The organism is Bacillus sp. UNC437CL72CviS29, from assembly GCF_000482345.1.
Classification (GTDB): Bacteria; Bacillota; Bacilli; order Bacillales; family Bacillaceae_G; genus Bacillus_A; species Bacillus_A arachidis.
Genome location: NZ_AXVB01000012.1, coordinates 80,130 through 101,112 on the forward strand (window position 1 = coordinate 80,130; position 20,983 = coordinate 101,112).

General features: G+C 35.1%; 19 protein-coding genes and 1 pseudogene. 6 read left to right on the plus strand and 14 right to left on the minus strand.

Features of this window, described 5'->3' with window-relative positions; all coding sequences use genetic code 11:
* Window positions 1–81: 81 nt before the first annotated feature.
* Window positions 82–627 carry a cupin domain-containing protein gene (locus M014_RS0112310; RefSeq protein ID WP_026592006.1) on the plus strand — a complete coding sequence of 182 codons (546 nt, stop codon included), beginning with the start codon at window positions 82–84 and terminating at the stop codon, window positions 625–627.
* Window positions 628–652: 25 nt separating this feature from the next.
* Here the strand turns inward: M014_RS0112310 and panE are convergent, their stop codons facing one another.
* The gene (panE, locus tag M014_RS0112315) at window positions 653–1,567 is read right to left on the minus strand and encodes a 2-dehydropantoate 2-reductase (protein WP_026592007.1); all 915 of its coding nucleotides are present in this window, start codon (window positions 1,565–1,567) and stop codon (window positions 653–655) included.
* 165 nt (window positions 1,568–1,732) lie between these two features.
* Between panE and M014_RS0112320 the strand changes: the two genes are divergently transcribed.
* Window positions 1,733–2,278 carry a GNAT family N-acetyltransferase gene (locus M014_RS0112320; RefSeq protein ID WP_026592008.1) on the plus strand — a complete coding sequence of 182 codons (546 nt, stop codon included), beginning with the start codon at window positions 1,733–1,735 and terminating at the stop codon, window positions 2,276–2,278.
* Window positions 2,279–2,596: 318 nt separating this feature from the next.
* Complete coding sequence (locus tag M014_RS0112325) at window positions 2,597–3,058, plus strand: YfbM family protein (protein ID WP_026592009.1); 462 nt, start codon at window positions 2,597–2,599, stop codon at window positions 3,056–3,058.
* Between the two features lie 62 nt (window positions 3,059–3,120).
* Here the strand turns inward: M014_RS0112325 and trhO are convergent, their stop codons facing one another.
* Entirely contained in the window at window positions 3,121–4,095 is a 975-nt protein-coding gene (gene trhO, locus M014_RS0112330) for an oxygen-dependent tRNA uridine(34) hydroxylase TrhO (RefSeq protein ID WP_026592010.1), read from the minus strand.
* Between the two features lie 536 nt (window positions 4,096–4,631).
* On the opposite strand from trhO, the gene M014_RS0112335 reads away from it, so the two are divergent.
* Window positions 4,632–5,930, plus strand: coding sequence for an Nramp family divalent metal transporter (locus M014_RS0112335; RefSeq protein ID WP_026592011.1), 1,299 nt, complete (start codon window positions 4,632–4,634; stop codon window positions 5,928–5,930).
* Window positions 5,931–6,052: 122 nt separating this feature from the next.
* Here M014_RS0112335 and M014_RS29630 read toward each other — a convergent pair whose 3' ends face one another.
* Window positions 6,053–6,592, minus strand: a complete 540-nt coding sequence (locus M014_RS29630; protein ID WP_441296561.1) for a hypothetical protein — start codon at window positions 6,590–6,592, stop codon at window positions 6,053–6,055.
* 182 nt (window positions 6,593–6,774) lie between these two features.
* Here M014_RS29630 and M014_RS30345 point away from each other — a divergent pair, with 182 nt between their 5' ends.
* A complete protein-coding gene (locus tag M014_RS30345; protein WP_255259984.1) occupies window positions 6,775–6,900 on the plus strand; it encodes a hypothetical protein in 126 nt (41 codons plus the stop codon).
* 119 nt (window positions 6,901–7,019) lie between these two features.
* Here M014_RS30345 and M014_RS0112350 read toward each other — a convergent pair whose 3' ends face one another.
* The 9 genes and pseudogenes from M014_RS0112350 to M014_RS0112400 all read right to left on the minus strand — a co-directional run bounded on the left by M014_RS0112350 (window position 7,020) and on the right by M014_RS0112400 (window position 17,607).
* A complete protein-coding gene (locus tag M014_RS0112350) occupies window positions 7,020–8,438 on the minus strand; it encodes a PQQ-dependent sugar dehydrogenase (RefSeq protein WP_026592013.1) in 1,419 nt (472 codons plus the stop codon).
* 323 nt (window positions 8,439–8,761) lie between these two features.
* On the minus strand, window positions 8,762–9,787 hold the full coding sequence (locus tag M014_RS0112355) for a hypothetical protein (RefSeq protein ID WP_026592014.1): 1,026 nt from the start codon (window positions 9,785–9,787) through the stop codon (window positions 8,762–8,764).
* Between the two features lie 351 nt (window positions 9,788–10,138).
* Window positions 10,139–10,654 (minus strand): GNAT family N-acetyltransferase, encoded by a 516-nt coding sequence (locus M014_RS0112360; RefSeq protein ID WP_098302548.1) that lies wholly within the window; start codon window positions 10,652–10,654, stop codon window positions 10,139–10,141.
* Between the two features lie 622 nt (window positions 10,655–11,276).
* Window positions 11,277–12,173: pseudogene (locus M014_RS0112375) on the minus strand (thiamine pyrophosphate-binding protein); the annotation flags it as partial.
* Window positions 12,174–12,500: 327 nt separating this feature from the next.
* A complete protein-coding gene (locus M014_RS0112380; RefSeq protein WP_026592017.1) occupies window positions 12,501–14,129 on the minus strand; it encodes a peptide ABC transporter substrate-binding protein in 1,629 nt (542 codons plus the stop codon).
* A 182-nt stretch (window positions 14,130–14,311) separates the two neighbouring features.
* Window positions 14,312–15,637, minus strand: a complete 1,326-nt coding sequence (locus M014_RS0112385) for a bifunctional S-methyl-5'-thioadenosine deaminase/S-adenosylhomocysteine deaminase (protein WP_026592018.1) — start codon at window positions 15,635–15,637, stop codon at window positions 14,312–14,314.
* A gap of 92 nt (window positions 15,638–15,729) precedes the next feature.
* Window positions 15,730–16,074: a YunG family protein gene (locus M014_RS0112390; RefSeq protein WP_026592019.1), complete on the minus strand. Its 345-nt coding sequence runs from the start codon at window positions 16,072–16,074 to the stop codon at window positions 15,730–15,732.
* A gap of 30 nt (window positions 16,075–16,104) precedes the next feature.
* A complete protein-coding gene (locus M014_RS0112395) occupies window positions 16,105–16,551 on the minus strand; it encodes a GNAT family N-acetyltransferase (protein WP_026592020.1) in 447 nt (148 codons plus the stop codon).
* Window positions 16,552–16,683: 132 nt separating this feature from the next.
* Window positions 16,684–17,607 carry an alpha/beta hydrolase gene (locus M014_RS0112400; protein WP_026592021.1) on the minus strand — a complete coding sequence of 308 codons (924 nt, stop codon included), beginning with the start codon at window positions 17,605–17,607 and terminating at the stop codon, window positions 16,684–16,686.
* A gap of 212 nt (window positions 17,608–17,819) precedes the next feature.
* Here M014_RS0112400 and M014_RS0112405 point away from each other — a divergent pair, with 212 nt between their 5' ends.
* Window positions 17,820–18,581: a DODA-type extradiol aromatic ring-opening family dioxygenase gene (locus tag M014_RS0112405; RefSeq protein WP_026592022.1), complete on the plus strand. Its 762-nt coding sequence runs from the start codon at window positions 17,820–17,822 to the stop codon at window positions 18,579–18,581.
* Between the two features lie 80 nt (window positions 18,582–18,661).
* Here the strand turns inward: M014_RS0112405 and M014_RS0112410 are convergent, their stop codons facing one another.
* On the minus strand, window positions 18,662–19,876 hold the full coding sequence (locus M014_RS0112410) for a multidrug efflux MFS transporter (protein WP_026592023.1): 1,215 nt from the start codon (window positions 19,874–19,876) through the stop codon (window positions 18,662–18,664).
* Between the two features lie 236 nt (window positions 19,877–20,112).
* Complete coding sequence (locus M014_RS0112415) at window positions 20,113–20,976, minus strand: GNAT family N-acetyltransferase (protein WP_026592024.1); 864 nt, start codon at window positions 20,974–20,976, stop codon at window positions 20,113–20,115.
* Between the last annotated feature and the right edge of the window lie 7 nt (window positions 20,977–20,983).

Genomic DNA, 20,983 nt, shown 5'->3' on the forward strand with positions numbered 1-20,983 from the left:
TTGACATAAAAACATTGATAACATTAAATAAAAATTTCATTATTTTAAATATATTTTAACGAAATATTAAGGAGTATAGTCATGGAAAATATAGATATTGGAAAAAAAGTACAAAAGTATAGAAAAGCTAAAGGCTTGAGCAGTAAGGAGTTAGCAAAATTAGCTGCAATTACCCCTTCAATGTTAAGCCAAATCGAACGTGGATTAGCAAATCCTTCAATACAAACCATAAAGGTCTTAGCTAAATCCCTTGATGTTCCAACATTTAGTTTTTTCATTGAAGAAACAAACACAGATGATTTAATCGTAAGATCCAATAAACGTAAGAAAATGATTGTTGATAATTTATCTTATGAGTTATTGTCACCTGATTGCACTGGTAATTTGGCAACAGCGATTATGAATGTTCCTCCCAATACCTCTTCGTCAGAAAATCCTCTGGAACATAGAGGTGAGGAAGTTGCAGTCATTTTAGAAGGAAAAATTTTGTTATATCTAAATGAAGAACAATATGTATTAGACGCTGGTGATAGTGTAAAGATACCAGCAAATTTAAAACATAAATGGGAAAATAATTTCAACGAAATGGCAATTGTATTATTTTCAGTGACACCACCTTCGTTTTAAATTAAATAAAATATTGAATGTTCCCTTACAACATCTTTTCGTAAACTTTTAAATTTTGATAAATAATTTTTAACAATGGAGCATCTACATGAAATTGTTTTGCTAATTTCAACAAATATCCTTGTAAGTACTCCCCCTCGATAGATGAACCTTTTTCCATATCCCGCTGCATAGAAGATTTCATATCATATGAAATCTTCTCAATCGTCTTCATATGTTCGTCAACAATATTATCCTGAATGGGGGCCCCAGATGCTTTCATAATCTGTGCTGCTTCTTTAAATAAATTCCGAATCAAGTCCCGTCCCCCATCACTTTCACGGATCGGACCTATTGGTGCGCGCATTAGCGTAGTCACGCCTGACATAACAGTAATAAATAAATATTTATGCCACATATCTTGCACGATATGATTACTTAAAACAAAACTTGCTTTTGTACCCTTTAATGTGTTGGCAATCCCCTGTATTCGCTCTGTATGTAAATGTTTTATTTCCCCAAATACAAGTCGGTTAGCAGAGCTAGTTTGAACAACATCTCCCTCACCGTTTAATGTTGTTTCGATAAAACACAAACCTCCAATAACTTTATCCTCACCAAATACCTGTTGCAATGTAGATAAGTGAGCTATACCATTTAGTAGTGGTATAATAATTGTATTTTTACCAACAAATGGCTTCAAATCGTTTATTGCTTCTTCTAAATGATAGGTTTTTGTTGAGAATAAAATTAAATCGAATGGATCTACGGATTCAGTTTTTGTGATTAATTGTGGTATAAAGGAGAAATTTCCATTTATGCTACGAATAACAAGACCATTTTTCTCAAGCTGTTGTTTTCGTCCACTACGAACGAGAAACGTAACATCTTCCCCTTTTTCTACTAAACGGCCTCCAAAATATCCTCCAATTCCTCCAGCTCCTAATACTAAAATACGCATATAGAACTCCCCTTTTCCAATTATGAAAATTTCACTTCCTTGTAGCATAACTATATTATACATCTGACTTATTTATTTAACAGAAGATTCAACTTCTTAATAAAGTTTTATTTTAAAATTATGTATTATAGTAAAGAATTGTGTGGTTAGAAAGGATGAGAAAAAATGCAATATCCAATGTTCTTATCTAAAAGATTAACAATACGCCCATTTGAATTAGACGATGCTCCGAGAGTTCAAGAATTAGCAGGAGATAAAGAGGTTGCTAAGACTACTACAATTATTCCTCACCCTTATCCAGATGACGTGGCAGAAGAGTGGATTACCTCTACTCATACAGCTATGGATAAGGGTGACAGTTTTCACTTTGCAATGGTTAATGAGCAAAATATGCTCATCGGTTGCATATACCTTTTTATTAATAAAAAACATAATAAAGGTGAGCTAGGATACTGGATAGGTAAATCATATTGGGGGAAAGGATACTGCACAGAAGCCGGCCAAGTCATCGTTACATATGCATTTGAAGAATTGCAACTAAACCGTATTTATGCTGATGCTTTCACTAAAAATCCTGCCTCATCTAAAGTCATGCAAAAATTAGGATTGAAGCATGAGGGAACATTTAAACAAAGTTGTTTATACTGGGGAATGTATGAAGATACTGTTGTTTATGGTTTAACAAAATCTGCTTATAACAAGAGTAAATAGCTGCTCTTCTTTTTAGCAAATATCAATAATACGAAAGCTTTACTTCCGCCATAAAAATCAAAATTTCAGGAAGAAAACACACGGAAACATCCTTATAACATTTAGTTTTAATAAATAAATGGATCCTTATAAAAAGAGTAGACCACAAATTTTTATGGCCTACTCTTTTCTTTAAACATTTCCCTTGTTTTGCTTCACCAGAAATAATCTATATTTTCTCACATCTTATAAATGACTTAAATTCCTCTTCTATCCCCAAAAAACACCTACATAAAATATGATATACTAAATTAAAAATCAATAGAGGAGCTGGCTATTATGGGGATGATTGGACAGTATCTATTAGTTACAGATGAGGAATTAAGTAAAATCAAAAATAAAGAGTTGGATCTTTATTTTAAAGAGTCCGATTTAGATATCGATAAGTCATGGCAGTTACTTCATTTTACTTTATGTGGTGAGATTGGCGGAGGGGAGCCACCACTTGGACATGTCGTACCTCTTAATGATTCTATCATAGATAACGATTTGCTCGGTACTTTTTATCTTACAACTAGTGAAGTCGAAGAGACCTATTCTGCAATAAAAGATTTAAGCGAATCTGATTTCAACAACATGTACAACTTTCAAGAATTAATGGATGAACAACTTTATCCACTCGTTGAAGATGATGATTCTGATGAGATATTCGAATATACTTATAGTTATTTTTTAGAAATTAAGGCTTTATATAAACAAGCTGTTTCAAACAAACAATGTGTAATCTTTTTCATTATCTAAATACAAATAAAAAATGGATCCTCTCTTTTACGATGGGATCCATTTTTTATTAAAGTCAATTATTATCCTAATTTCACTTGATTTTCTGCTTCAATTTTTTCTAATGCAGTAGCTACTTGCTCTTCTGTTAATTCATGTTCTTTCACATAACGGTTACGTGGGTGCACACGGCACTCGTGTGAGCATGCACGTAAATATTTCTGTTCATTTTCTTCTGAGCATAAGATTTGTTTGTTACATTCTGGATTTGCACAATTTACATAACGCTCACATGGTTCTTTTGTAAAGTGATCTTTTCCAACAATAACATGTTCTTTTTGGTTCACTGGTACACCAATACGCTCATCGAATACATAACATTGTCCATCCCATAGTTCACCTTGCACTTCAGGGTCTTTTCCGTACGTTACAATCCCGCCGTGAAGCTGACTTACATCTTCAAAACCTTCTCTAACTAACCAGCCTGAAAATTTTTCACAACGAATACCACCTGTACAATACGTTAAAATCTTTTTGCCTTCGAGCATTTCTTTATTTTCATCAATCCAATCTGGTAGCTCGCGGAATGATTTAATATCAGGTTTAATTGCGCCTCTAAAATGGCCTAGATCAAATTCATAATCATTTCTCGCATCAATGATAACTGTATTTTCTTCTCGCATTGCTTCATAAAACTCTTTTGGTTCTAAATACTTTCCTGTTGTTTCTTTCGGATTGATATCATCTTCTAAACGAAGTGTAACAAGCTCTGGACGAGGACGCACATGCATTTTTTTAAACGCATGCTCATCCGCTTCATCCACTTTAAAAACGATTCCAGCAAATCGTGGATCGTTCTTCATTGCTTCCATATATTTCTCTGTTTGCCCGACAGTACCTGAGGCCGTTCCGTTAATCCCTTCTTCTGCTACAAGAATTCTCCCTTTTAACTCAAGTGAATTACAAAATTCTAAATGCTGAGCAGCAAACTCTTCAGGGTTCTCAATTGTAGTGTACATGTAATACAGCAGTACTCTGTATGGTTTTGTATTTAACATTTTATTTTTACCACCTATCTAATTCGATATTTTAAAATCATGTATAAGTTAACGATCATATCGGAACATATAAGAATAAGAAAAGATTTGTTACCTATTGTTCAAATAACCTTCTCCTATTTACAATGTTTTCCCTGAAGTTAACGCAAATGAAAAACGAGATCACATAACAATCCAATACGGTTGTAATGTAATCCCAATATATTATATAACATACAAATTAGTTTCCAGCAATTAATATGCTGTGAATCCTATTTTACAATTGAAAGCACTTTTTTCCACTCCATATTGTAAGTCAACTCTCTTTATTCTCCTACAATCCCTAAAGTTATAACTGTATGTGAGCTATTTTATTTATTTTTGTTACATAGTTATTCCGATCACACATTTTATTGTATACAGTCATATAATTTGCATTAAGGAAACAGTTATGTTCAAATAAAAACATCATCTAAAATATCTAAATGTATTGAAATAGAACAAAAGAATAAATACAATAATTGCATCAAGTTAAGAAACTAAAGGGGAAAACTACTATGAATAAAGATATAACAAAAGATGAACATGTCCCTCCTCAAAGTACAACAATTCAATCTGCCCACCTAGCTTTAAGTGGCGAAACAAAAGGATTAAAAAAATTATTGCCTTTTCTTGGCCCTGCATTCATCGCATCCGTAGCTTATATTGATCCAGGAAACTTCGCTACAAATATTGCGGCAGGTTCACAATATGGTTATTTATTACTTTGGGTGATTCTAGCTTCCAATTTAATGGCCGTATTAATTCAGTCTCTATCAGCAAAGCTCGGAATTGCTACCGGAAAGAACCTGCCTGAAGTTGCTCGTGAACATTTTCCAAAACCCGTTTCAATTGGTTTATGGATACAAGGAGAACTCGTTATTATAGCTACTGATTTAGCTGAATTTATCGGTGCTGCGTTAGGATTATATTTACTGTTTGGTATTCCAATGTTACCCGCTGCTTTAATTACTGCAGTTGGATCATTCATTATACTGGAGTTTCAACGCAGGGGCTTCCGTCCATTAGAAGCTGTTATTACAGGAATGGTCTTTATCGTTGTTATTGCATTTGGTGTACAAGTGTTTTATGCGAAACCAGAGCTAAGCCCTCTTCTTTCAGGACTGTTTATTCCTAAATTTCAAGGTGTAGATAGCATTTTACTTGCAGCTGGAATTTTAGGCGCAACAGTAATGCCACATGCGATTTATCTACATTCTGCTTTAACACAACGCCGCGTAGTCGGAACAACAGATGAACAGCGCAAAAAGATTTTCCGCTTTGAATTCATTGATATCATTATTGCAATGGTGATTGCTGGAGCGATTAATGCAAGTATGCTAATTGTAGCAGCTGCCTTGTTCTTCAAAAACGGATTACATGTTAAAGATTTAGATGTCGCTTTTAATGAGTTTAGCAATTTAGTTGGCCCTGTATCAGCTAGCCTTTTTGGGATTGGATTGTTAGCTGCTGGTTTATCTAGTTCTTCTGTTGGTACAATGTCTGGTGATATTATTATGCAAGGATTTATCCGCATGCATATTCCTTTATATTTAAGACGATTTATTACAATGATTCCACCTCTTGTTATTATTGCGTTAGGAGTGAATCCAACTCATGCCCTTGTCATGAGTCAAGTTGTATTATCATTCGGAATCGCATTTGCATTAGTACCTCTTATTATGTTTACAAGTAACAAAAAGATTATGGGTGTGCTAGTGAACCATCGCATTACAAACGCAATTGCTTGGCTAATTGCTGCGTTAGTTATCGCTTTAAATATTTTCTTGCTGTATCAGACATTTACTGGTCAATAAAAAAGAAGATCTCATCCAAATGTAGATGAGATCTTCTTTTTTATTTCAACAGTAACGTTACATATTCTCTCTTTTGTATTCGGCTTCATCTTATATTCGTTCAAAAAGATTTCACTCAACTGCTAAGACAATACCTGGCACAATCTATTCATGAGTATTCTACAAAGCTCCGCGAGGATCCAGCAGTAAAGAAAACTCAATACACATATTATTGCAATAACTTTCGAATCCATAGTTGTATCAACAGTAGGGCCTAGCACTGGAAAACGAAATACATACAAAAGCATTATAATACCTGTAAGTAAACATATTGATGAAAAGGAAACAACCACAACTCTCCTCTTAAATTGTAAAAAGGCCGCCCCCATCGCTATACCTAATAAACCTGTTGTAAAGGGAAAGATAATTAGTTCACTCGGCTGAATAATAAATAAAAGGAAAATCGTAAGGGTATAAGAAAGGATTCCCTGGCGGATAGAAAAGCAAGTAGTTAAAAAAATTGGTAAGGTCGCTAGAATACTAATCAGAAAGCCTATACCAGGCATAAAGCCCCCCGCTGATTGAAACATAGCGGCAAATGTGCTCAATACAGCTGTAATAACTAACTTGGTTGCAAGGGCCATCTTTCTTACGTGAACATAGTTTGCATCTGTCTCTATCATCGATTGATACCAATAACGAACAAACTGATCGATTCAAACACCCCCTAAAAACATCCAATTCGTCACTTTCTATACTATTCATTCCCTTGCGCTTTATGCTGTATTGCCTGTTAGTAATCAATTGGAATGAGGACTGTCCCTCCGTGAATATTCAAAAATAGAAGCTTTTTCTAAGGGGTACAATGTATCGGGCGGATACTATGAAAAGAATTTTAAAGCCAGAAGATATCTTAGTTCCATTAGGATATGGAATTGAAGTATTTGCTAAAAAGCTTATAACTCCCATTAACTTAACGTTTACAGATTGATGGTAAGGTGTTAGTGCTTACTCCAACCTGAAGAAAAGTAATAGCTGAGGGATTTCTCCTGCCACTTTCCGGTGTTACTTTTTATAAAGGGAATATCTATCAAATCCTATAGTTATAAATCATGGAACAATTTCAAAAACAGTACCTTGGTTAAAATCAGTTACTTTCATAGAGCCATAAACTCCTAAATATAGTCTGGTTTGATCCAGATTCGTTCCCAAATTAACATAATAAGCTGATTGAGACCCAAAATTATAATCCGTTTCAATAACACTAAAATCATTTAGTTTACAATTTGTACTTCCCCTGGTATAAGCTAAAACTCCTCTAACCGGAGGTCGAGATTCTTCATTCTTGGCAAGATCGGTAAACACGACGCTTCCCGTTAAATTTGGGATTTCATTCCCCATATATGGCTGGACTCCTGTAAGTGCAGTTCCTCCAAACTTATCGGGTCGGGGATCTTTATGAAAATAACTAGTTAAAGGCTGAAGACGCCCTACTAAAGTTTTTACTGCTTCATTGTAATAAGCAATTGTTTTCTCAACCAAAGTCGGATTTGCAGAACAGCCCTTTATAAACGAAGTAGGAAAAGCACCTTCCCACCCTCGCCAGCCAAAGTTAATAAATCCTTCTTGGTCAGTTAAAGAAGCTTGAATAAGCTGAGTAACCGGTATTGGTTTATAATGAACGAATGAAAAAATCGACTCTACCAGGTCCTGTCCGACAATCCCCACATATTTGATATACTGATTATAAAACCTTTGAAATGAAATGCCTGTTATATTGCGAACCCCTTTGGCAATTACCGTAAGCGTTTCCTGGATAGATGAGGGAAGTTCATTAAAGCGCGTGACTACGGGTGGATTATTAATAAATGTATTCTTAACTACATCAATTTCAATTATTTTACCAGCTATCTCCATATCATTCTGACTTAAATTAAATGGATCATAGCCTGCCCCACCATCTCCAGTTGTTAAAACAAGTTTTCCGGTTTCAGGTGAAAAGTTTAAGCTATTGACACCATTATGATTAAAAAATGGTCTTCTTAAGTTAAGTAATGTCCGTCGTTTTTGAGGTTGACCATTCGATTGTAAAATCCATTCTTCAACTGTATCAATATGATCATATTGCGTTTCTCTATTTGTCCACCTTAGGTTTAAAGTACTGGAATCACATGGGTTAGGCTTAAAATGTTCAGAAAGGGCACCTGGACCTTGTGTTCCAGCTACTGAATAATGAAGATAAAACAGACCGTTATAATAAAATTCTGGGTGAAATGCTAGCCCTAGCAATCCCCGTTCATCATATCCACTACCAGAAACACCTTCCTCAGAAGTACCTAATTTTATGACTCGCGGGCGAATATCTAAAAAAGTCCTTATAACTCCGTTTCCTATGTAAAAAATCTCTCCTACCTGGGTTGCAATAAATAATCTTTCAATTGAGTCACCCGGAAGTATAGCTGTTTTCAAAACGGTGGGTAAATTTATCTTACTTACAATGGGCCGTAAACTAACTTTAACTTTTATCAACTAACTTTACACCCCTTTTTAATGTTTTCTATCATAAGAATATGATTAGAACTGTTCTATTAGTATCAAATTTGGACCAGGGATTCCCTCAAGAATATGGCCCTTTAACGGAACAACTCTATGTCACTAAATAATTCCTTAATCCACTTTTTATTCAGATGTTCTTTTTGTTCTAGTCAAAAAGAACATCTTCTGACAAAAATACCTAGGAGGGTAAAGGTTCACAATTTTTTTATAAACATCACGACTTTATTTCAAATCAACAATAACCCCGCCCTAATTTTAAGGCGGGGTTAAAATAATATACCAAATCGGATTCCATATTAATTATTTTTCTCCTTTTTTAAATCGATTTGTTTTTGTATTTCATTCTGTGCTTCATCACTCATTTCAAATGCATATATATGAGACCAGTACTTCTTGGTTAAAGGATCGTATTCCACCCTTACTGTGACATCTTTTTTGGAATCTTCGTTTAAATAACCGTTAATTTTTATTTCATGCACTGGATTCGATGGTCTATTTTCTTTCTTGTTTGAGTTTATACTCTTTTCAAATGTTTGTTTAACGAGTGTTAAATTTAAATTGTACTTCTCTTTTAAAAATTGAATTGCCTCAGATTCAGCATTTTTTCGGATGTTCGTTTCTTCTTCAGAAGTAAGAGCTTCCTGTTTCGCCTTCTCTTCAGCCTGTTGGTTATTTTTAGATAAATTCATTCCTCCTGCATTTTCTTTTGAATCAAAATCAATCAACCATTTTTCCTGTTTATAATGCGCTTCAATAGAAGCTGTACAGGAATACCCATTTATTTTTTCGTCTTTTTGTTTATCGCAGTTTAATAATTCATATCTAATCTCTAAAATAGGATATTCGGGACTCCCTGTACCCTCATTCCATTCCAGCATACTTTGTTTAAGCTCATCCGTAATCTTAATAGGACCATTGTTTTTTTCTACTGCCTCTTTTACCTTTTCTATGATGTGTTGCTCTTTTACTTGTTCTGTAAATATGTATTTTTCTTCATGATTACCATAAATGCTTAAAGGGATCTCTAAAGCAAGCCATAGGATCAACCAAGATAATGCATAATAAGTCAACATTCGCTTTACAGAGAATATTCGAAACATGGCAAGTACAGCGCCAATACATATTAGGGGTAAACCTATATAAAGTAATGGAACTGTAATTATAAATGTAAAAGCTGTCATGAGAAGAATACCGTAAATCAAACTGTTATATTGCGGGATACCCATGTTGTATGCAGATATAATTAAAACCCAGATGTAACTTGTTGAAACGAGAAAAGCGATTGTATAATACAGCTTATTTCTTCTGTTTTTCTCTGCCATTTTTTCACCACCTTTGCCATATTAAAAATCTATATTTTAGTTTAACATAATAGCCCATTAAAAAATTATCTATTCTGAAAATACAATGCTGTGAATGGTGAAAAATTAATTTTCCACCATTCATCTCAGAGCTTATTTTTAAAATGACTTTATGATTCATACAGCTTAATCATTCCGATGTTGGATTGAAATAAAGTTTGAGTGAAAAGTAGCTAAAAACTTTGATTTCATCATAAAAAAACCTCGTATTTTGATTAAAATGCGGGGGCTAAAATTTTGCAAGCTATATATTTTTATAATAAAGTTTAATGATTTCGGTAAGCGAATAGTTATGATTCGCCCTCCCGTTTCTTATTCCTCCAAACATAATTTATACTGTATCAACTTAACCTTTTTGTCTAAATAAATTTCACTACCAATACGACTAACCTCAGTAAAACCTAATTTCCCCATCATCTTCCTTGAACGGAGATTTGTTTCATGCGTTTCACCGTAAAATATAGTGATTCTTAATTCTTTGACTGCATGATGGATTAGACTATTAACAGTTTGAGTACCAATTCCCATGCCCCAGAGTTTGCTATCCCCAATAGCAATACCAATTTCAGCACTATTATTTCTTATCTTTGCTAAATCTGCATAGCCAATAAGTCTATTATTATATTCAATTCCAAAACGAATAAAATCATTTCGTTGCTTATCTACACAATGATTCCACCATTGAAATAATTCATCTTTATCTCTATTTTTTTGCCAGCCATTTGCTTCACAAAATCGTTCATCTTTATTCCAATTTAAAACAACGTCATAATCCTCTAATTTTAATGCCCTAAAAGAAATTCCTTTAGCATTTTCATCAATTTCCATTTCTTTCACCTACCATTAACAGCACTTTTTTTCGCGTTAATATCGTAACATTCTCACTTTTGTCATATAGGATAAAAAGAAAATATGATATTCAATTTCAATTAAAATCACATTTTTAATCAAACTGTATTCCAAGGCTACAGTTGTTAAAAGCGGGGGAATCGTCTTGAAAATAAGCTCGCCGTTATAAATCCGCATTTTCCTGACGGTACCCCTCATCTATCAACTTAAGATTTTGAAATGCATCAAAACGAATTTTTTTCTTTCCACTTTTATTCATGAGAATTAAGTTCACTTTTTTCGCTTTAGGATACAACCTTTTTTACTTAATGGCGATGTATAGTGACCCACAAGTTAAAAAACATCATTTTAATGTTTTTTAACTTGTGGGAGTAATAGAACAGATTTCTTAGCAAATTTCAGGAACCCAACTGTAGTAAACGAATTAAAAATGCTAATTTTCTACATAACCGTTTGTCAAGGATACCTATTAAAGGTCATATCCATCATTCGGGAACATTCTTGTTATTTGGAACTATTTCTGGCTACGCTGCATTTCTTGCTTCTCCATATAACTACGCATCTGTCGCATATATTTAGGTGCGTCCATCGGATTCCCCGCGATCATTTCAATGATACAGAGTCTTTCGGCACTTTCCACCTTACTTTGGACTTCAGAACCTCCGAAAGAGCCTAGGTACATTCCGATATAATTTGGATGGCTCTCGTCGAATGCCCCCTTCCCATACATCATCGTTGCAACAGGAACGTTCATGGCGTCGACCAGCTGCCGAGCTGCTGTCTGAAGCCCGAAACGCATTGTTTTCACATCCACCAGGATAACCGGACGCTTTGCACGCTCCAGCAGCCGATGGACATGATTCACCGCAGCCTGAAGGGTTTTCAGGTTGGACGTTGGACGTGGTGGTACCGGCTCTTTCCGGACCGCGATCGCCTTGTTCACTAAATCATCGGCTACAACCAGGTATACCGGTTTTTTCTTTTCCTTAGCAATGCGAATCGCAGCCGGAATTTCAATCTTGGCGTTTTCCGGCGTAAGTACTGCGGTATAAGCCGTAATCTGCTCATACACCTTGCGGAAGACATCAAAATTTCCATCCATTAGGGTGTGGTACATCAGCTTGTGCTCTTTTTGATCCTTCTCAGGAGGCGCACCCACAATGTGAATAATTGGCACATGCTCGCTGTTGGCTCCCTCTATCGCATTGCAGGCGCTAAGCTCCCCGACCCCAAAGGTCGTAATAAGAGCGGATATTCCTTTGATTCTTGCATAGCCATCTGCGGCATAGCCCGAGTTTAATTCGTTCCGCCCTTCTATAAAACGGATACCGTTATAACACTCCAAGGTATCAAGAAGTGTAAAATTATAGTCCCCTGCGACGCCGAAAATTTCGGTAATGCCCTCCAGTTTCAAGCAATCGAACAAATACTGGCCAACCGCTTTTTGAGCCGTCCTGCTTTGCAAACCAAAGCTGCCCGCATTTATTATGTTGTCCATCGCTTGCTCACTCCTTATCCATTTCTTTGGCTTGTCTTGTTTTATAGCACTCTTTTTGAGAATTCCTTTTCATCAAACAGGTTATCCGCCGTGCTGAGCTAAAGATACTATCATAAGTCATTCAACGTAGTTTTAGGGAGGTAGTTAACACTAGCACAAATGTGTTATGAAGGAGTAACCGGTGCAAAAAAACGTTGAAATTAGAGATGTATTTCTTATAACAAAAAATGTCCATCACAGAGAAAGAACAAACTCCGAATTATTTACTTTAAAATTTAAAAAAGAGCCAATACTTCTGTATCAAGTAATTAGCTCTTTTCAACCTTATTATTTTTCAGCTATAAAAGCATGTTTATACGTATACACCCCACCAAATTGGTGCTTCTCAATACCTTTGACATATTCCTTCTGTATATATGCTGAACCAGTATGATAAAGCGGGGCAATTGCAGCATCTTCCAAGACTACTCGCTCTGCCTCTTGTAAGGTCTCCCATCTTTTCTGTTGGTCTTGTACAATATCATATTTTGCTTTCTTTATAAGATCATCATAATAAGAATTCGAGTACTCCATCTTATTATTAGAATTATTTGTCGTAAATAATTCTAAGTAACTTATCGGGTCTTTATAATCTGGCCCCCACACTACCATAGATATATCATATTGCCCTGTTTGTTCTAGCTGTAATTTTTGCTTAAATGGTTGCTGTTTAATCTGCACTGTTAAACCTACTAAATTCTTTTCGAGTTCCTCTTTTATATATTCAGCTATACGCTTTGCATTATCTTGTTCAAATGTCAGAAACTCAACTGTAATACTTTCTGTGCCAAGCTCTTTTTTAGCGTCTGTCCAAAGTTTTTTTGCTTTTTGCAAATCATATCTAGCAATATTTCCATTCTCCTTTCTAAAATCCTTCCCAGTTGCTTCATTCTTATATCCTTTTGGGATCAGACCTTGTGCAGGAGTTGCACCATTATTTATAAAGTGCTTTACAAATTCCTCTTTATTCAATGCTAAAGAAATAGATTGGCGAACTTTTTTATTTGCTAGTGTAGCATTTCTTTCATTAAGTCGAAGCATCGCTATGGCTGACTCACTTGACACATGTAGCCCCTTGTTGTTTTTGTATTGTTCTACAAATGTAGAATTAATAGGCACACGGTCAAGAGTACCAGATTCATATAAATTTACAGCCGTCATTGTATCTTTTACAATATGGAAGTTTATTTCATCTAGCTTCACTTTCCCTTTATCCCAGTAAGTATTATTTTTCTTTAATTGAAATTCTTGTTCATGCTTCCATTTTTCTAACACAAACGCTCCATTATATATTAGGTTATTAGGCTCTAATCCATAACGATTTCCTTGTTCTTTCACAAATGATTCATGCTGTGGTAAATAAATAGGCAATGCTAATAATTGCAGTAAATACGGAACAGGCTGTTCTAACTGTACTTCTAGCGTATAATTATCTAATGCCTTTACTCCTAGTCGATCAGTAGCCAATGTACCTTTATTTATTTCTTGTGCGTTTTTTATATAAAATAACATGTACGCATATTGAGAGGCTGTTTCAGGACTCAATGTCCGTTTCCAAGCAAAAGTAAAATCATGTGCTGTTACTGATTCACCATTTGACCATTTTGCATCTTTACGCAAATGGAATGTATATCTTTTCCCATCTTCACTTTTCTCAAATGACTTCGCCACACCAGGTACGGGGTTATCTTGATTATCTAGTACATATAACCCTTCAAATATATTTTGCATCACATGTGATGATGTACCATCCATCGCTTTGGCTGTATCAAGAGAAGGGATTTCTTCTGATACTGTTACGTTTAACACTTGTTTTTGATCCTCTTTATTAACTTTATTCGCTTTACTACTACAAGCCGATAAAATTAAAGATGTGACAAGTGAAATTGCTAGTAAGCGGCTCTTTTTCTGCTTCATGAATTTTTCTCCTTAAATTCGAATAATATTATAAAACGCTATACATTATAGCAGAAAGACTAGTATAAAGTCGTGTTATTCTGTTGAATATTTATTCGTTTCACATAAAATTCACAAAAAAACGCTCTCCTCTTGTATTTCATTAAAAAGGATAGCGTTCTTTATCAATTTGTCTATTTCAATTACATCTTCAACCCTCGTTTATAACGACTCGCTTCAAAAATAATTCGCTCTTCATCTAATGTTTTACATTCACCGTTCCACACAATGTGCTTTCCGTTAATTACAACATCTGATATATCTTTCCCACTCGCGGCATAAACAAGGTGTGACAATACTTCTTCCGCCGGTTGCAAATGTGGCTTATTAGATGGATCAATTGTAATAAAGTCGGCACATTTTCCTACCTCAATTGAACCTGTTTGTTTCATTCCAATTACTTCTGCCGCACTTTTTGTGGCTAATGAAAGAGCTGTTTCAACGGGTAGTGCAGTTGCATCCTTATGGATACCTTTTTGCAATAAAGTGGCAACGCGGAGCTCTTCAAACATATCTAGGTTATTGTTAGATGCAACACTATCTGTGGCAATACCAACTTTGATTCCCGCTTCTAACATTGTCTTAACATCTGCTATACCAGATCCTAATTTCAAATTACTATTAGGATTATGAGCAACACGAACATCATGTTCTGCTAAGAAAGCGCGCTCATTTTCATTTAGCACAACCCCGTGTGCAATAACTGTCGGTCTCTGAAATAAACCACAACTTGCCACATACTCTACTGGACGTTTGCCATATTGCGTTTCAATATCACGTACTTCACGCTCTGTTTCCGAAAGATGGATGTGAACCATTGTCTGATTTTCCATCGCAATGCGTGCACACTCTTCTAGCATTTCTGTAGAACATGTATATGGACTATGAGGGGCAATCATTGTTGTTAACATGTCGCCTTCACTGTAATATTGTTTTACATATTTCTCCGCATCTTGAATTGCTTTCTTCTCATCCTCTTTCGTTCCAAAGCTAAATAAAGTTCTTGAAACTGCAGCACGCATTCCACTCTTACGGACCGTTTCCATAATAGTATCTTGATCTACACCAATCGGATTAAACATATCAGAGAATGTTGTTGTCCCACTCTTCACCATTTCTAATAAACCAAGTTCTGTACTCGCAACAGCAAGTTCTGGAGTAAATTGACTTTCCAGTGGCCAAATTCTTGTTTCAAGCCACGGCTGGAGCAGCATATCATCACCAATGCCACGTAAAAGAGTCATTACAACATGTGTATGCGTATTCACAAGACCTGGCAATAACCACTTTCCTTTTAAATCGATTACTTCATCCACTTGATCCTGATTAGAAAATTCTCCATTTTGTACTTCTATAATCTTATCATCTTCTACGATGATATATCCGTTTCGTAACACTTCATTCTGTTCATTTAGCGTTGCAATCGCAGCGCTTACATAAGCTGTTTTCAAAAGTTTTTCCCCTCTCAACTCTATAAAGTATATTCCTTTCGATAAGTTACCACCATTATAGTAACTTATTAAACATTGAGAGTCAAAAGATATTTCACTTCAGACAAATTCTATTGCATAAAGATATGCACTTTTTGTTTTAAAGTATAATATTGCCTTTCATTCGTGTCTGCAAATGCTTCTTCTCTATTAGAAGGAATGTCCATATAAGTTATCTCTTCAAAAAATTGTGATGATGTAAAATCATATCGTTTGCCATTTATCATATTGTAAAAATGCCAAACTTCGTCAACTTGCGTCTTCTTTATTTCTTCTCCAAACAAATCGTGTATAACAAGTGCTGTTACACCGCATTGCCCTTTTGCTGGATTTTCTATCGTCCACTTTGAGCTTGTTTCAATTGACCACGACTTTTTTAAGATTTCGTACACCTCTGCAAACTTTAACTCATTCATTTTCTCAGCATCCCCTATGTAATATCGATTCTATACATCATATTGTAAAAGTGGCAAAATCCGATTTTTAAAAACAGTTGAAGGTGTCTCACCGATTAATTTTGCGCCCATTTTCATATAATACCCTTTTGCATTTGGATCACTATCAATTGTAAATCTCTTAATTCCCAAGTTAGCTGCTCTTTCTACAACACTTTGCCATAAAAGTTTCCCATAACCTTTCCCCTTATAATTTGGATGTAAATATAAGAAATCAAGAGCATCCTCTTCTTTACGCAAAAACGAGAAAAAACCAATTTTTACTCCTTGATTTTCTAAAACATATACGTAGTTATTGACAATATACGCTTCTGTAATTGTTAAATCTTCCTTACATGCTAATATAAATTCTTCGCTGTAATCCCAAGTTGCTTTTGAATTTAGTGCTAGTTCACTTAATTCATTTGCTTCGTTTAATAACGCTTCCCTTACTTTCATTTCTCCCTCTCCTTTTGTAGCTATGTCTTGAAAATCTCTTTCTATATATTCTACATTTATAAACTCACTCACGATTCCCCTCCAATTTCTTAAAATAAAAGTCTCACTTCTACAAAAAGTGAGACTTTTATTTTATGCGTTATGTTCATTTAACCAAGCTATCAAATCTTGAAATACTTCATCCCTATTCACTTCATGAAACATTTCGTGCCTTCCATTTTCATATAAACGAAGTGTTACATCTTTCACACCGCATTTTTTATACATATCGTACACCTCTCTTACACCTTTCCCCATGTCGCCCACCGGATCACGATCTCCAGAAAAAATGTGTATCGGAAGGTCTTTAGGTGTTTTTTTATATTCCTCTAGTTTATTCACTTCAAGCACACCGTTAAATAATTCACGATAAAAACTTGTTGAACAAATAAAACCACATAATGGATCTTCTATGTATCTATCAACTTGATTTGTATCTGAAGAAAGCCAATCAAACTTTGTACGATTCGGTTTAAAGTTCGAATTAAAATTTCCAAATGATAAAAAGTTTAACATTGGACTTTTTGTTTTTGCGCCACGTAGCTTCATTTCAACTGTTGCCACTTTATGACCTACTACACCTAAAAACCCAGGATTTCCACCTGTCCCAGAAATAAGGAATCCATCATATAGTTCACCACGAAGTTGCACAGCACGTCTAGATAAGAAAGAGCCCATACTATGTCCTAATAAAAAAAGCGGACAATTATGTTCATTACGAATAAGTTCCGATAAAAAGATTATGTCAGAAACAGCTTGATCCCAGCCAATATTCGGTTCAAAATGGCCGTAATCCTCTTCTTGTTTTGCTGTTTTTCCATGTCCCCGGTGATCATGAGCATACACACCATAACCAGCCTTCAATAAAGCATCAATATACTCTGTATAGACACCAGCATGTTCCGTCATACCATGTGCAATTTGTACAATTCCACGAATTTCACTTTCCGGTAGCCACTTACGTAAATAAATTTCCGATCCATCCAATACCGTAACAAAGCTTTCCTGTATGTTCATTTTCACACCCTCCAAATCCATTATGTATATTTTTATAAAATGAATGAGTATTCATTATTCTTACTATGTATTATATGCAATTGTTTTCGTAATGACAAACACTGTATTTTCTAAACGAATCCTCAAATTATTATCTTGACGAACAAGAAATATGATTATATAGTTACTTACATAAAGTAACTATATAATCATATTTCTAGGAGGGAACCATTATGATACCATCATTATTTTTAGCACACGGCTCACCAATGCTTGCTATTCAAGATACAGACTATACACGTTTTCTAAAAACACTTGGAGAAACATATAAACCAAAAGCAATTGCTATTTTTACAGCACACTGGGAAACTGAAGTATTAACCATCTCATCTTCAGATGATGAATATGAAACAATTTATGATTTCGGCGGATTCCCTCCCGAATTATATGAAATACAATATAAAGCAAAAGGTTCTTCAGCCATCGCAACAATGCTCGAAACAAAATTTAAACATAAGGGGATTCCAGTTCACAAAGATACAACTCGAGGGTTAGATCATGGTTCATGGACACTATTACATCGTATGTATCCAAAAGCTGATATACCTGTCGTTCAAGTTTCAGTAAATCCATTCCTTCCCGCAAAAAAGCAATATGAAATTGGACAGGCAATTCAAGGACTTGGACAAGAGGATATTTTAGTAATCGGCAGCGGTGTTACTGTGCATAATTTACGTGCACTCAAATGGGATCAAACAACGCCTGAAAGTTGGGCTGTTGAATTTGATGACTGGATTATAAAACATATGCAAAATAACGATAAAAATTCATTGTGTAACTGGGAAACCGCTGCTCCTCACGCACGTTTAGCCGTTCCAAGAGCAGAGCACTTTGTCCCACTTTTCATTGCTATGGGAAGTGGGAATACTGAAGGTAAAGTGATTCATCGTAGCTATGAACTTGGAACATTAAGTTATCTTTGCTTTCAGTTTTAATTAATTTAAAACAAAAAGGATGAAGCACCGTTCACTTCATCCTTTTTATTCAATCTTTACAACCTTTATAATTCACCTTATTAACTAGCTTCCAAATGCTCTTTTTCTGATTCCATTGCGCTTTTACTATTAAAATATACCCAAATGCAAGCCAAGAATAAAAGCGATGCTGTAGAGAAGAATACATATTGAAATCCAGCATGTGCGGCAATCTGTCCTCCGAGTACTGGTCCAATCATATTTCCTAAAAACTGAAAGGATTGATTATATCCAAAAATACGTCCAGTCACATGTTGTGGTGTATGTTGTTTAAGTAGGGTTTGTACGGAAGGTAACAATCCAGCTTGTGCAATCCCTAATAGAAAACGCAATATTAATAATTGCCAAGCAGCTGTCACAAACGCTTGTGGAATAAAAACAATTCCTGCGACGCACAATGCTACAATTAACGTTTTTTGAGGGCCAATATGATCCGATAATCTTCCGAGTTTAGGAGCTGCTAAAATGACTGCTAGACCTGTTGCAGATATCACCGCCCCCGCAATTATCTCAATATGATCCATATGAGGACCCGCTAAATGTTTCACATACAACGTAATAATAGGTTGTATGGACATATTTGCAAGTTGAATCATAAAAGTTGCTACAAATAGGCTTATAATAAAATGTTTCGCCGGGACCATCGTCCATACTTTTTTTGGTTGCTCTTTTTTTGCTTGAACAGAATGATTCGATTCATGTAAAAAGAAAAAAACAATTAAGAATGAAAGAAATAAAAAAGCACCCGTTACTAAAAATACATGACGCATTCCGATTAATTCAGACAAATAGCCACCAAGCATCGGGCCAAGTAAGGAACCACTTACACCACCGGTTGATATAGTAGAAATTGCCCAACCTGAATGCTCTTTCGGTGTTTCTGCTGCTATAAATGTGATTGCAGTCGAAAGAAATCCTGACACTGCCCCCATAAAAAAACGAAGTGCAACTAATTGATATACATTTGTAACAAATCCCATAAGCGTCATAATCATCGCCATACCAAGACTCGCACGAATAAGCATCAATTTCCGGCCATGTATATCACCGAGTTTCCCCCATATCGGCGATACAATTGCGCCCATTAAAAATGTTACACCAAATGCAATTCCTGACCACTGTGCAATTTCAGATGTTCCCGTTACGCCTAGATCCTCAATATAAAAGGATAAGAATGGTATCACTAAGCTCATACCTGCCGCCGTAGTAAAACAACCAAGCCAACAAATCATTAAATTTCTTTTCCAGCTGGCCATTTTCGCACCTTCTTTCTTAGATACCCATTCTACACCTTTCTACTGAAAAAGTTTAGCAATACGATTCAAAAGAACATATACGTTATTGAAATAAACTAGCAGTTCAGCTTAATAAGAAAAATCCTGCATTTTCACTATAGGATTTTGATTAAATCTTATTCAAAAACTGCAATAACATGTAAGAACAATAAACAACCCTCCTATTGCTTCTGTAACATTTCTACTCAAAGTAATCTCTATATAATATGTATTACTTGCGCATCACAACTCTCCTCGTAAAACTCAATCGGACCTGCCTGACCACTCACTGCATATCCATAACCAATTTGCTTCATTTCAGCCAAGCATCTATGTAATAGTTCTCTTCCTACACCATTTACACGATTATTTTTAGCGATTCCCATCGGTCCAAACAGCCCCTCCTTTCCTCTTACAACATCATAACAAGCAAAACCAATAATCTTTTTCTCTTGCACTGCGATATACATTGGAATTTCTTGATATATTTGAAAACCATTATGAATTGCATCAATCCATCTTTCTCCAAATTCAAACATAACAAATTGAAGAAGTTCTTCTAAATCAGATTGAACAACTCGTCTAACATTGCAAAAGGCATGTTTCATACTTGTTGGTATTTCATAACTATTCAAATTTACAGTCATATCTCTTGGTACTGAAACAATCTGTAAAATACTTTGTTTCATATCTTCGTCTATTAGACTTGCAATTGTCTCATCTTGCTGAAGGATCACGCTTAAAATATGTCCTTCATTCAGATATAATTGATTAAATCGCGCCATCTTATGTTTAGCTAATTGTAATATCTCCATTATTTTATAAGAAACTTTGTATCCTTGTACTTCTATATATCTTTTATCCTGAAAGCCCGCCTGTTGTAATTGTACAAATTCCGTTACAAAATCTAGCCCTATATTATGAAATAAATACATATATAATTCACTACAAACCCCTGTTCCTTCTTTATACGCTCCCATAAATAAATCTAACGGACGAATGATGTATTCATTATATTTAGATTCTTTGCTTGCAATTTGAAACATTCTATTTACTCGTTTTGTGAACTGGGATTCTCTCATATGTATT

Bases quoted from the DNA above. Each gene is read 5' to 3' on its own strand.
- M014_RS0112395 (WP_026592020.1), bottom strand. From the start codon at position 16,551: ATGAAAGTAAGGGAAGCGTTATTAAACGAAGCAAATGAATTAAGTGAA.
- M014_RS0112320 (WP_026592008.1), top strand. From the start codon at position 1,733: ATGCAATATCCAATGTTCTTATCTAAAAGATTAACAATACGCCCATTT.
- M014_RS0112355 (WP_026592014.1), bottom strand. From the start codon at position 9,787: ATGGCAGAGAAAAACAGAAGAAATAAGCTGTATTATACAATCGCTTTT.
- M014_RS0112405 (WP_026592022.1), top strand. From the start codon at position 17,820: ATGATACCATCATTATTTTTAGCACACGGCTCACCAATGCTTGCTATT.
- M014_RS30345 (WP_255259984.1), top strand. From the start codon at position 6,775: ATGTATCGGGCGGATACTATGAAAAGAATTTTAAAGCCAGAAGATATC.
- M014_RS0112310 (WP_026592006.1), top strand. From the start codon at position 82: ATGGAAAATATAGATATTGGAAAAAAAGTACAAAAGTATAGAAAAGCT.
- M014_RS0112390 (WP_026592019.1), bottom strand. From the start codon at position 16,074: ATGAATGAGTTAAAGTTTGCAGAGGTGTACGAAATCTTAAAAAAGTCG.
- M014_RS0112400 (WP_026592021.1), bottom strand. From the start codon at position 17,607: ATGAACATACAGGAAAGCTTTGTTACGGTATTGGATGGATCGGAAATT.
- M014_RS0112335 (WP_026592011.1), top strand. From the start codon at position 4,632: ATGAATAAAGATATAACAAAAGATGAACATGTCCCTCCTCAAAGTACA.
- M014_RS0112415 (WP_026592024.1), bottom strand. From the start codon at position 20,976: ATGAGAGAATCCCAGTTCACAAAACGAGTAAATAGAATGTTTCAAATT.
- M014_RS29630 (WP_441296561.1), bottom strand. From the start codon at position 6,592: ATGATAGAGACAGATGCAAACTATGTTCACGTAAGAAAGATGGCCCTT.
- panE (WP_026592007.1), bottom strand. From the start codon at position 1,567: ATGCGTATTTTAGTATTAGGAGCTGGAGGAATTGGAGGATATTTTGGA.
- trhO (WP_026592010.1), bottom strand. From the start codon at position 4,095: ATGTTAAATACAAAACCATACAGAGTACTGCTGTATTACATGTACACT.
- M014_RS0112360 (WP_098302548.1), bottom strand. From the start codon at position 10,654: ATGGAAATTGATGAAAATGCTAAAGGAATTTCTTTTAGGGCATTAAAA.
- M014_RS0112380 (WP_026592017.1), bottom strand. From the start codon at position 14,129: ATGAAGCAGAAAAAGAGCCGCTTACTAGCAATTTCACTTGTCACATCT.
- M014_RS0112325 (WP_026592009.1), top strand. From the start codon at position 2,597: ATGGGGATGATTGGACAGTATCTATTAGTTACAGATGAGGAATTAAGT.
- M014_RS0112410 (WP_026592023.1), bottom strand. From the start codon at position 19,876: ATGGCCAGCTGGAAAAGAAATTTAATGATTTGTTGGCTTGGTTGTTTT.